Genomic DNA, 11,922 nt, shown 5'->3' with positions numbered 1-11,922 from the left:
CCGGACGGGAACGGCGGACGTCCGGGGGTTACGGGGACAACCGATGAGGCTCTGCTTCCTGCTGGAAGAGCGCTACCGCAACGACGGCATGCCGGTCGAGGTGATCCGCAAGCTGACCGAGTGGGGCCACCGCGTCGACGTGCTGCGCCCCGGCGCCGCCCTGCTCCGCGTCGACGAGGCGGTCCGCACCGGCAGCCACGACGCCTGGGTCCTCAAGACCGTCTCCGGCGGGCCCGGCCTCACCCTCCTCGAAGCCGCCGCGGCCGTCGGCCTGCGCACCGTCAACGACGCGCGCTCCATACGCGGCGTGCGCGACAAGGCCCTCGCCGCCGCCATCGGGCGCACCCGCGGCCTGCCCGTGCCCCCGACCTACGCGGCGGCCCGCCCCGAACTCCTCGCCGCGGTACCGGAGTCCGACTACCCGCTGGTCGTCAAGCCCGCCGACGGCAGCGCGGGACGCGCCGTGCACCTGGTGCCGTCCCCGGACCGGCTCGCCGCGATGACGCCCCTGCTGGCCGGAGAGGGCCTCCTCATCGCCCAGCCGTACGTCCCCAACTCCGGCGTCGACCTCAAGGTCTACTGCGTGGCGGGCGACTACTACGCCACCGAGCGCGGCTCCCCGCTCCACCCCGGCCACGCCGTCACCGAGCGCCGCGTCCCGCTCCCCGCCGAGGTCGCCGCGCTCGCCGCCCAGGTCGGCACCGTCTACGGCCTGGACCTGTACGGGTTCGACGTGCTGCTCGGCCCGGACGGGCCGGTCGTGGTGGACGTCAACGACTTCCCCAGCTTCCGCCAGGTCCCCGACGCGCCCGCCCGGGTCGCCGCCGCCGTCCTCGAACTGGCCCGCCACGACAGCGGCATGGTCCGGGCGGAGGCGGTGTGAGCGGCACCCACCCGGGAGCGGCCGTGGTCGGCGTGGTGACCCCCGACCCGGACCACCCGCTGCTCGCCGACACCGCCCGGCTGCTGACGGGGGCCGGGCACGAGGTGCGCTGGCTGCGGCCGGACGCGCCCGCGCCCGCCCGCACCTGCGACGTGTACCTCCTCAAGTCCCGTACGCCGCGCGGGCTCGCGCTCGCCCGGGAGCTGGAGCGGCGCGGCGCGCCCGTCGTCAACTCCGCCTCCGCCACCGCCCGCTGCCAGGACCGGGTGGCCCTGGCCGACCTGGCGCGCGGCGCCGGCATCCCGTACGCGCCCACGCTCGCCGTCACCACGCCCGCCCGGCTTGCGCGGCGGCCCTGGGGCGGGCGTCCGCTGGTCCTCAAGAGCCGGTACAGCCGCCGCGGCGACCTGGTCGCCCTGGCCGAGGACGGCGCGGCGCTGGCCGGGTCGGCGGCCCGGTGGCCGGACGAACCGGTCGTGGTGCAGGAGTTCGCCCCCAACGACGGCTGGGACCACAAGCTGTGGGTCGTCGCGGGCCGGGTCTTCGCCGCCCGCCGCCGCTCCGAACTCGCCCCCGGCGGCAAGGGGGAGGACGTCCCGCTCGCCACCGAGGACCTCCCGCCCGGCTGGTCCGCACTGCTGCTGCGGGTGGGCGAGGTGTTCGCCCTGGAGGTGTACGGGGTCGACGTCATCGCCACCGCCGACGGCGCCCCGCTCGTCGTCGACGTCAACGCGTTCCCGGGCATCAGGGGCCAGGCGGGGGCGCCGCGCGCGCTCGCGGACCTGGCGCTCACGAGGGCGGCCGGGGTGCGGGCCTGACACCCGCTTCCCGTTCCTCGTATGGTCGTTGACCAGGGCGCCGCAGTGAACTTGGCCGTTGGGGAGCGACGATGACCGTGGACCGGCACCAGCACCGCATGAGCGACACCGGCCCGGAGGCCGCGGCCCACTACGAACAGGCCCTGGACGACCTGCTGTTCTTCCGGCCCGCGGTGGCCGACCGGGCCGCCGATGCGCTCGCCGCCGCACCGGCCTCGCCCCTCGCCCACTGCCTCGCCGCCCACCTGGCGGTCCTGGCCACGGAGGAGAAGGACACGGCGGCGGCGCGGGAGTCCTTCGCCGCGTACCGCGCCGGTCTCGACGAGAGCGGCTTCACGGCCCGTGAGCGCGCCCACCTGACGGCCGCTCAAGCGGGCCTGGAAGGCGACCTGTTCGGTGCCGGGCGGCTCCTCGGCGAGCTCACCGTGGCCTGGCCCCGTGACGTGCTCGCCCTGGCCGCCGGGCACCAGATCGACTTCCTGACCGGCGACGCGGCCCGGCTGCGCGACCGGGTGGGCGGCGCCCTGGACGCCTGGGACCCGGCCGACCCCCAGTACGGCGCGCTGCGCGGCATGTACGCCTTCGGCCTGGAGGAGTCCGGGCACTACGAGCAGGCCGAGGAGGCGGGCCTGGACGCGCTCGCGCGCAACCCGCGCGACGTGTGGGGCGTGCACGCGGTGGCCCACAGCCACGAGATGCGCGGCCGGTTCGCCGAGGGGGTGCGCTTCCTGGACGCCCGCACCGGCGACTGGGCGAGCGGCAACTTCCTGACCGTGCACAACTGGTGGCACTACGCGCTGTTCGCCCTGGAGGCGGGCGACACCGCCCGGGTCCTGGACGTGTACGACGCGGCGGTCCACCCGGCGGGCGCGCCCGGTCTCGCCATGCAACTCCTCGACGCCTCGGCGCTGTTGTGGCGCCTGCTGCTCGCGGGGCGGGCGGACACCGGGCTGGCGGCGCGCTGGGAGCGGCTCGCGGGGGAGTGGGCGGAGCGGGCGGACGGGCCGCACTACGCGTTCAACGACGCGCACGCGGTGATGGCGTACGTGGGCGCGGGGCGGATCGCGGAGGCGGAGCGGCTGGTGGCGGCGCGGAGCCGCTGGCTGGAGGACGGGGCCGACCCGGCGGCTTCCAACCGCGCGATGACGGCCGAGGTCGGGCTGCCGGTGTGCCGGGCACTGATCGCGTACGGGACCGGGCGGTACGAGGACGTGGTGGACCTGCTGCTGCCCGTCCGTCACCGCCTCGCGTTCTTCGGCGGCAGCCACGCCCAGCGCGACGCCGTGCAGAAGACCCTGGTGGAGGCGGCGCTGCGGACCCCGCGCACCGACCTGGCCCGCACCCTGCTCAGCGAGCGGATCGCCCTGCGTCCCAACTGCCCGTACAACTGGCTGGCCAGGGCCCGCCTCGCGGACGCGCTGGGCGAGGCGGCGCAGGCGGCCGCGTCCCGCCACCGGGCGGACGCGCAGGCGGCGGAGGGCAGGCGGGCGCTGGGGGCGTAGAAGCCGGGTCCTGCCCCGTACCCCCGTACCCCCGGGTCCTCAGCCCCGTACCCCCGTACGTCCGGGCCGGTCTTCAGCCCCGTACCCCCGGACCCGCGGCCGTCGACCCCCGGACCACCAGCTCCGGCATGAACACGAACTCGCTCGGGGGCGCCGGGGTCCCGCCGACCTCCTCGAGGAGCGCGCGGACCGCGGCCTGGCCCATGGCCTGGACGGGCTGGCGGATGGTGGTCAGGGGCGGGTCCGTGAAGGCGATCAGCGTCGAGTCGTCGAAGCCCACCACCGACACGTCGCGGGGGACCTCCAGCTCCCGCTGGCGCACGGCCCGGATCGCGCCCAGCGCCATCATGTCGCTCGCGCACACCACGGCCGTGCAGCCCCGGTCGACCAGGGCGCCCGCCGCGGCCTGCCCGCCCTCCAGGGTGTAGAGGGAGTGCTGGACCAGCTCCTCCGACTCCGCCGCCGTCAGCCCCAGGCTCTCGCGCACCGCCACCTGGAAGCCCTCGATCTTGCGCAGCACCGGCACGAAGCGCCTGGGGCCCACCGCGAGGCCGATCCGGGTGTGGCCCAGCGCGGTGAGGTGCGTGACCGCGAGCCGCATCGCGGCCCGGTCGTCGGGGGAGACGAACGGCGCGCGCACCTTCGGGGAGAAGCCGTTGACCAGGACGTACGGGACGCCCCGGGCGCCCAGCCGCTCGTAGCGGCCCATGTCGGCGGAGGTGTCCGCGTGCAGGCCCGACACGAAGATGATCCCGGCCACCCCGCGGTCCACCAGCATCTCGGTGAGCTCGTCCTCGGTGGAGCCGCCGGGGGTCTGGGTGGCGAGGACCGGGGTGTAGCCCTGGCGCGTGAGTGCCTGGCCGATGACCTGGGCCAGCGCCGGGAAGATCGGGTTCTCCAGCTCCGGGGTGATCAGGCCCACCAGGCCGGCGCTGTCGCGCCGCCGCAGCCGTACCGGGCGCTCGTAGCCGAGCACGTCGAGGGCGGCGAGCACGGACTCGCGGGTCGTGCCGGCGACGCCGGGCTTCCCGTTGAGGACGCGGCTCACCGTCGCTTCGCTGACCCCCGCCTGCGCGGCGATGTCCGCGAGCCGCGCGGTCGTGGGCTGGGGCTGTACCGGTCGCATCTGAGGGCCCATCACGAGGAAGCGGGAGCGCGGCCGTCCGGGCGAACCGCCGTCCCGAAGGTAACAGCCGTGCAAGTCCTTGCGAAAGCCCTTGCCGTCCCTTGCGGTCCCAGCAGGCCCCCAGAGATGGCCGATTCACCAGGTGCCACCGGGCCGCGGATCGGCCATCCTCGGGATACGCGGAGGTAACGATCCCGTCAGCTTGCAGAAATTTGCCGCAAGGTCTTTCGGCGAGATTTCAACCCTGTTACGTTCCTGCCCGAACCCGGCGCCGCGAGGGAGCGGACCGGCAGGCGGCCCCTCCCCGAGTCCTCTCCCGGGGGCCTCGGCGACACGCCCCTGCCTCCCGGGCATCTTCGAAGGAGTTCACATGCGGCGTGGCATAGCGGCCACCGCTCTCGTTGCGGCCCTGGCGATGACAACGGCGGCGTGCGGCGGCGACGACGGCGGCACGGCGGGCAACGACCAGGGCTCGAAGGAGCTGTCGGGGACCGTCACCTACTGGGACACCTCCAACGAGGCGGAGAAGGGCACCTACCAGGCGCTCGCCGAGGGCTTCACCAAGCTCCACCCGAAGGTGAAGGTCACGTACGTCAACGTGCCCTTCGGCGAGGCCAACGCCAAGTTCAAGAACGCCGCGGGCGGCAACTCCGGGGCCCCCGACGTGATGCGCACCGAGGTCGCCTGGGTCGCCGACTTCGCCAGCCTCGGCTACCTCGCCCCGCTGGACGGCACCCGCGCCGTCGACAACGAGAAGGACTGGCTGCCGCAGGCCGCCGCCAGCACCAAGTACGACGGCAAGACCTACGCCACCCCGCAGGTCATCGACACCATGGCGCTCTTCTACAACAAGAAGATGCTCAAGGACGCCGGCGTCGAGCCGCCCAGGAGCATCACCGAGCTGAAGGCCGCCTCGGCGAAGATCAGCGCCAAGGACCCCGGGAAGACCGGGCTCTACCTGCGCGGCGACGATCCGTACTGGTTCCTGTCCTTCCTGTACGGCGAGGGCGGCGACATGGTCGACGCCAAGGACAAGAAGATCACCGTCGGCGACCAGGCGGGCGTCAAGGCGTACTCCGTCATCAAGGACCTGGTGGACTCCAAGGCGGCGATCACCGACGCGGCCGACGGCTGGAACAACATGCAGAACGCGTTCAAGTCCGGCAAGGTCGCCATGATGCTCAACGGCCCCTGGGCCATCGCGGACTCCCGCGCCGGAGCCGAGTTCAAGGACCCCGCCAACCTGGGCATCGCGCCCGTCCCGGCCGGCAGCGTCAAGCAGGGCTCCCCGCAGGGCGGCTGGAACCTCTCCGTGTACGCCGGGTCCAAGAACCTCAACGCCTCCTACGAGTTCGCCAAGTACATGAGCTCCGCGCAGGTGCAGCAGCAGACCACCGAGAAGCTCAGCCTGCTGCCCACCCGCACCTCCGTCTACGCGGTGCCGTCGGTGGCGGGCAACGAGATGGTGAAGTTCTTCAAGCCCGCCGTCGACAAGGCCGTCGAGCGCCCCTGGATCCCCCAGGGCAACTCCCTCTTCGAGCCGATCCGGCTGCAGATGGCCAACGTCCTGACCGGCAAGACCGCCCCGGACAAGGCCGCCTCCGCGACCGCCGACGGCTACCGCAAGCTGCTCAAGGACTACAAGTAGCCGCGCGGCAGGACCACCCGCACCAGCCGCACCAGCGGCAGTACGCAACACACCCAGTACGTGACGGAAGGGGCTGACCGACCCATGGCTGTCGAGACCGGCCGGTCGTCGGTGGCGGCCGCGAGCGCGAGGAGCGCCCGCGGCCGGGGCCGGGGCACCGGGAAGCGGACCGGCGCACTGCGCCGCTCGCTGACCACCCACTGGTACGCCTGGAGCATGGTCGCTCCGGTGGTCGCCGTGATCGGGGTGATCATCGGCTACCCGCTGGCGCGCGGCCTGTACCTGTCGCTCACCGACGCCAACGAGGCGAACGTCGAGCGCACCATCGGCGTCAACCACATCCCCGCGACCTACGACTTCGTCGGCCTCGACAACTACACCGCGATCCTGAAGGACACCGTCTTCTGGGACCGGCTCGGCTGGACCGTGGTGTGGACCGTCTCCTGCGTCGCCCTCTCCTTCGTCCTGGGCCTGGCCCTTGCCACCCTGCTCAACCGGAAGGTCCGCGGCCGGGGCTTCTACCGGATGGCGCTGATCCTGCCCTGGGCGGTGCCCGCCTTCGTCTCCGTCTTCACCTGGCGGCTGCTGTTCAACGAGCGCTCCGGGCTGTTCAACAAGCTCCTTGCCGGGGGCGGTTTCGACTCGGTCGCCTGGCTGAACGACCCGACCTGGGCGAAGGTCTCGGTGATCGCCGTCAACGTGTGGCTGGGCGTGCCGTTCATGATGGTCGCCCTGCTCGGCGGGCTCCAGTCGATCGCCGGGGAGCTGTACGAGGCCGCGGAGATGGACGGCGCCACCCCCTGGCAGCGGTTCCGCCACATCACCCTGCCCGGCCTGCGCGGCGTCAGCTCCACCGTCGTCCTGCTCAGCGCCATCTGGACGTTCAACATGTTCCCGGTGATCTTCCTGCTGACCCGGGGCGGACCCGGCGACGCCACCGAGATCCTGGTGACGTACGCGTACAAGCTGTCCTTCGTCGTCAGCCCCCGCGACTTCGCGGGCTCCGCCGCCTGGGGCGTGCTGATCCTGCTGCTCCTGTCCGCCTTCGCGGTGGTCTACCGCCGCGCCCTCCGCAAGCAGGGAGACGTCTGGTGACCGACGCGACCCCCGACACGTCCCGCGAGGCGTCCCGCGGACCGGGCCGGCCCCGCAAGGTCCGCGCCCGCGGCGAGCGCTCGCCCGGCGCGTCCGTCGCCCTGCACGCCACGCTGCTCCTGGCCGTGGTGGTGGCGGTGTTCCCGCCGCTGTGGCTGCTGGTGACGTCGTTCAAGCCGAAGACCGAGGCGTTCACCACCTCCCTGGTGGAGCGGTTCACCCTGGGCAACTACGGGCACGTCCTCAACGACACCGCGTTCCTCTCCTGGCTGGGCAACTCCCTGCTGGTGGTGTGCCTCACCACCGTGATCGGCGTGCTCGTCTCGGCGACCACCGGCTACGCGGTGAGCCGCTTCCGGTTCCCCGGGATGCGGCCGCTGATGTGGCTGCTGCTGATCACCCAGATGTTCCCGGTCGCGGTGCTCATCGTCCCGCTGTACAACCTGCTGGCGACCCTGGGCCTGCTCAACCAGCCGCTCGGCCTGGTCCTCACCTACCTGACCGTCTCGGTGCCGTTCTGCGCCTGGATGATGAAGGGCTACTTCGACGGCATCCCCGTCGAGATCGACGAGGCGGGCCGCGTCGACGGGCTCAACCCCTTCGGCACCTTCTGGCGGCTCGTCCTGCCGCTCGCCAAGCCCGGCCTCGCGGTCACCGCGTTCTACAGCTTCATCACCGGCTGGGCCGAGGTCGCGTACGCCTCCGCCTTCATGACGGGCGAGGAGAACCTCACCCTCGCGGGCGGCCTCCAGACCTTCGTCAACCAGTACACCAGCGACTGGGGTTCGCTGACCGCGGCCGCCGTGCTCATCGCCGCGCCCGCCGCCGTCGTCTTCGCGTTCGTCCAGCGCCACCTGGTGTCCGGCCTGACCGCGGGCGCCACCAAGTCCTGAGGACCGGGCCGCCCCGCCGCTCGTACGGCCCCCGCATCCGCACCGCGTGACGCAGGCGGGTCCCGGCACGACCGGGACCCGTCCCCACCCCATGACCGGCCAGGCCCACGACCCGCCAGGCCCATGACCCGCCAGGGGAGACATGACTCAGCACCTCGCCGACCCGGCCACCCACGACGCCGCCGCCGAAGGACCGGCCGGCCGCACCGGATGGTGGCGCGACGCGGTGATCTACCAGGTCTATCCGCGCAGCTTCGCCGACGCCGACGGCGACGGCATGGGCGACCTCGAAGGCGTCCGGGCCCGCCTGCCGCACCTGCGCGACCTCGGCGTCGACGCCGTCTGGCTCTCGCCGTTCTACGCCTCGCCGCAGGCCGACGCCGGGTACGACGTCGCCGACTACCGCACCATCGACCCGATGTTCGGCACCCTGCACGACGCCGACGCCCTGATCCGCGACGCGCACGCGCTGGGCCTGCGGGTCATCACCGACGTGGTCCCCAACCACTGCTCAGACCAGCACGACTGGTTCCGCCAGGCGCTGCGCGAGGGCCCCGGCAGCCCGCTGCGCGCCCGCTTCCACTTCCGCCCCGGGCGCGGCACGGACGGCGAACTGCCGCCCAACGACTGGGAGTCGGTCTTCGGCGGCCCCGCCTGGACCCGCGTCCCCGACGGCGAGTGGTACCTGCACCTCTTCGCGCCCCAGCAGCCCGACTTCAACTGGGAACACCCCGCCGTCCACGACGAGTTCCGCTCCATCCTGCGCTTCTGGCTCGACCTGGGCGTCGACGGCTTCCGCATCGACGTCGCGCACGGCCTGGTCAAGGCCGACGGCCTGCCCGACCTCGGCCACAGCGAGCAGCTGAAGCTGCTCGGCAACCAGGTCCTGCCGTTCTTCGACCAGGACGGCGTCCACGAGATCTACCGCTCCTGGCGCGCCATCCTCGACGAGTACGCGGGCGAGCGCATCGGCGTCGCCGAGGCCTGGACCCCCAGCGCCGAGCGCACCGCCCTGTACCTGCGCCCCGACGAGCTGCACCAGGCGTTCAACTTCCACTACCTGGGCACCGGCTGGGACGCCGGCGCGCTGCGCGCCGCGATCGACGACTCCCTCGACGCGATGCGCCCGGTCGGCGCGCCCACCACCTGGGTGCTGTCCAACCACGACGTGGTGCGCCACCGCACCCGCTTCGGCTCGCTCGCCCGGGCCCGCGCCGCCGCGCTCCTGATGCTGGCCCTGCCCGGTTCGGTCTACGTCTACCAGGGCGAGGAGCTCGGACTGCCCGAGGTCACCGGGCTGCCCGACGAGGTCCGCCAGGACCCGGCGTTCTTCCGCGGCGACGGCCAGGACGGGCTGCGCGACGGCTGCCGGGTCCCCATCCCCTGGACCAGGAACGGCAGTTCGTACGGGTTCGGGTCCGGCGGCAGCTGGCTCCCGCAGCCCGCCGAGTGGGCGGGGCTGAGCGTCGAGGCGCAGACCGGCGACCCCGCCTCCACCCTGGAGCTGTACCGCGGCGCCCTGGCGGTGCGCCGGGACAGCCCGTGGCTCGGGGCGGGTGACGCCGTCGAGTGGCTGGCGGCGCCCGAGGGCGTCCTGGCCTTCCGGCGCGGCGGCTTCGTGTGCGCCGCGAACACGACCGGGGCGCCGGTGCGGCTGCCCGCGCCCGGCACCGTACTGCTGTCCAGTGCTCCGCTCACCGACCCCGACCTGCTGCCCGCCGACACCACCGTGTGGTGGACGGCCTGACGTCCCCACGGGTGCGGGGCGCCGCGCAGCCTCCCCGCGGCACGGCGCCCCGCACCCGCCCCCCTCTCCCACGCTGGAGGCCCCCGTGCAAGGCCGTACGCAACGACGCAGAAGGCCCCTGGTGGCGGCGCTCGCCCTCGCCGCCGCGACCGGCACGCAGTTCCTCGCCGCGCCCGCCGCCCAGGCCGGGCCGCCCGGCACCAAGGACGTCACCGCGGTGATGTTCGAGTGGCAGTTCTCCTCCGTCGCCCGGGAGTGCGCCCGCACCCTGGGGCCCGCCGGATACGGGTACGTCCAGGTGTCCCCGCCCCAGGAGCGCATCCAGGGGCCCACCTGGTGGACCGCCTACCAGCCCGTCAGCTACAAGATCGCCAGCAGGCTCGGTGACCGGGCCGCCTTCAAGGACATGGTCGACACCTGCCACGCGGCGGGCGTCAAGGTCGTCGCCGACGCGGTGGTCAACCACATGGCCAACGGCTCCGGCACCGGCACCGGGGGCAGCACCTACGCGAAGTACGACTACCCGGGCCTGTACTCGGGCGCCGACATGGACGACTGCCGCAGCACCATCAGCGACTACCGCAACGCCTGGGACGTCCAGCACTGCGAACTCGTCCGGCTGCCCGACCTGGACACCGGCGAGGAGTACGTGCGCGGCCGCGTCGCCGGCTACCTCGACGACCTGCTCTCCCTCGGCGTCGACGGCTTCCGCATCGACGCCGCCAAGCACATCGACCCGGCCGACCTCGCGAACATCAAGGCGCGGCTCACCCGGCCGGACGCGTACTGGAAGCAGGAGACGATCGGCTCGCCCGGCGAGGCCGTGCAGCCGGGCCAGTACTACGGCACCGGTGACGTCCAGGAGTTCACCTACGCCCGCGACCTCAAGCGGGTCTTCACCTCCGAGAAGCTCGCCTACCTGAAGAACTTCGGCGAGGGCTGGGGGTACCTGCCCAGCGCCAAGGCGGGCGTCTTCGTCACCAACCACGACACCGAGCGCGGCCTGGGCGGCACCCTCACCTACCGCGACGGCGCGAACTACACCCTGGCGCACGTCTTCATGCTCGCCTGGCCCTACGGCGCGCCCGACGTGCACTCCGGCTACGAGTTCACCGACCAGGACGCGGGACCGCCCAACGACGGCAAGGTGAACGCCTGTTACGGCGACGGGTGGAAGTGCCAGCACGCCTGGCCCGAGATCGCCTCCATGGTCGCCTGGCGCAACACCGCCCACGGACAGCCCGTCACCGACTGGTGGGACAACGGCGCCAACGCGATCGCCTTCGGCCGGGGCGACAAGGCGTTCGTCGCCGTCAACCACGAGGGCGCGCCGCTCACCCGCACCTTCCGCACGGGCCTGCCCGGCGGTACGTACTGCGACGTGCAGAGCGGACGCCCGGTCACCGTCGACGGCTCGGGACAGCTGACCGCCACGCTCGCCGCGAACACGGCCCTCGCCGTGCACGCCGGGGCCCGCGACTGCGGTACGAGCACCGCCGCCGGGGCGTCCTTCGCCGTCCGCGCCACCACCGTGCCCGGCCAGGACGTCTACGTCACCGGTGACCGCGCCGAGCTGGGCGACTGGAACCCCGCCGCCGCGCTCAGGCTCGACCCCGCGGCCTACCCCGTCTGGAAGCGCGAGGTCACGCTCCCCGCCGGAACGACGTTCGCCTACAAGTACCTGCGCAAGGACGGCGCCGGCGCGGTCACCTGGGAGAGCGGGGCCAACCGCACCGCCACCGTCCCGGCGGGCGGCAAGGTCGCGCTCGACGACGCCTGGCGCGGCTGAGCCCTCCTCCCGCACCGCACGGATCCGCAGCGCACCCCGCCCCACTCCACCGCCTCCGACGTCGCGCCGCGAAAGCCCGACGTCCCGCCCCCGCACGTCCGATGTCCCGCCCCCGAAAGGCAGACACCCGTGACCGGCTCCCCGCGCCGAAGAACAGCCGCCGCGCTGGCACTCGCCGCGCTCCTCGCGGCCCCGGCCGCCCCCCTCCCGGCCGCCGCGGCGGCCCCGCCCGCGCCCCCCGCCCACCCCCCGCACCCCGCGCCCCCCCCCCCCCGGGGGCCCGCCGGGCCCCGCAGATAGGCGCGGGCGGCCCGGGGGGGCCCCCCAGCCACGCGGCCCCCCCCCCCCCCCGGGCGGCCCTGCTTCTGTCCTCCCGCGGCGGCGGCCCCCCCCCCACAGACCGACTCCCGGGCGGCGGCCG

The 11,922-nt window shown here is 73.7% G+C and carries 9 protein-coding genes; 8 read left to right on the top strand and 1 reads right to left on the bottom strand.

What is annotated here, in order from left to right:
• The first annotated feature begins 43 nt into the window (after nt 1-43).
• The 3 genes from ABT160_RS22535 to ABT160_RS22525 all read left to right on the top strand — a co-directional run bounded on the left by ABT160_RS22535 (nt 44) and on the right by ABT160_RS22525 (nt 3,203).
• Nucleotides 44-883, top strand: a complete 840-nt coding sequence (locus tag ABT160_RS22535; protein WP_351649522.1) for an ATP-grasp domain-containing protein — start codon at nt 44-46, stop codon at nt 881-883.
• A complete protein-coding gene (locus tag ABT160_RS22530) occupies nt 880-1,701 on the top strand; it encodes an ATP-grasp domain-containing protein (protein WP_351649521.1) in 822 nt (273 codons plus the stop codon). The genes ABT160_RS22535 and ABT160_RS22530 overlap by 4 nt, the downstream gene beginning before the upstream one ends.
• A gap of 71 nt (nt 1,702-1,772) precedes the next feature.
• Nucleotides 1,773-3,203: a tetratricopeptide repeat protein gene (locus tag ABT160_RS22525; RefSeq protein WP_351649520.1), complete on the top strand. Its 1,431-nt coding sequence runs from the start codon at nt 1,773-1,775 to the stop codon at nt 3,201-3,203.
• Between the two features lie 73 nt (nt 3,204-3,276).
• Here ABT160_RS22525 and ABT160_RS22520 read toward each other — a convergent pair whose 3' ends face one another.
• A complete protein-coding gene (locus ABT160_RS22520; RefSeq protein ID WP_351649519.1) occupies nt 3,277-4,329 on the bottom strand; it encodes a LacI family DNA-binding transcriptional regulator in 1,053 nt (350 codons plus the stop codon).
• A 370-nt stretch (nt 4,330-4,699) separates the two neighbouring features.
• Between ABT160_RS22520 and ABT160_RS22515 the strand changes: the two genes are divergently transcribed.
• From ABT160_RS22515 to ABT160_RS22495, 5 genes are all read left to right on the top strand, one after another.
• Complete coding sequence (locus tag ABT160_RS22515; protein ID WP_351649518.1) at nt 4,700-5,977, top strand: extracellular solute-binding protein; 1,278 nt, start codon at nt 4,700-4,702, stop codon at nt 5,975-5,977.
• 84 nt (nt 5,978-6,061) lie between these two features.
• A complete protein-coding gene (locus ABT160_RS22510; RefSeq protein WP_351649517.1) occupies nt 6,062-7,072 on the top strand; it encodes a carbohydrate ABC transporter permease in 1,011 nt (336 codons plus the stop codon).
• Nucleotides 7,069-7,965 carry a sugar ABC transporter permease gene (locus ABT160_RS22505; protein ID WP_351649516.1) on the top strand — a complete coding sequence of 299 codons (897 nt, stop codon included), beginning with the start codon at nt 7,069-7,071 and terminating at the stop codon, nt 7,963-7,965. Before ABT160_RS22510 ends, ABT160_RS22505 begins: the two co-directional genes overlap by 4 nt.
• 142 nt (nt 7,966-8,107) lie before the next feature.
• Nucleotides 8,108-9,712 (top strand): glycoside hydrolase family 13 protein, encoded by a 1,605-nt coding sequence (locus ABT160_RS22500; protein ID WP_351649515.1) that lies wholly within the window; start codon nt 8,108-8,110, stop codon nt 9,710-9,712.
• A gap of 118 nt (nt 9,713-9,830) precedes the next feature.
• Nucleotides 9,831-11,501: a carbohydrate-binding module family 20 domain-containing protein gene (locus ABT160_RS22495; RefSeq protein WP_502984283.1), complete on the top strand. Its 1,671-nt coding sequence runs from the start codon at nt 9,831-9,833 to the stop codon at nt 11,499-11,501.
• Nucleotides 11,502-11,922 lie beyond the last annotated feature (421 nt).

This window comes from Streptomyces sp. NPDC001941 (assembly GCF_040296945.1).
Taxonomy (GTDB): Bacteria; Actinomycetota; Actinomycetes; order Streptomycetales; family Streptomycetaceae; genus Streptomyces.
The sequence above is the reverse complement of the archived record's forward strand: the minus strand, read 5'-3'. Positions and strand labels throughout refer to the sequence as shown.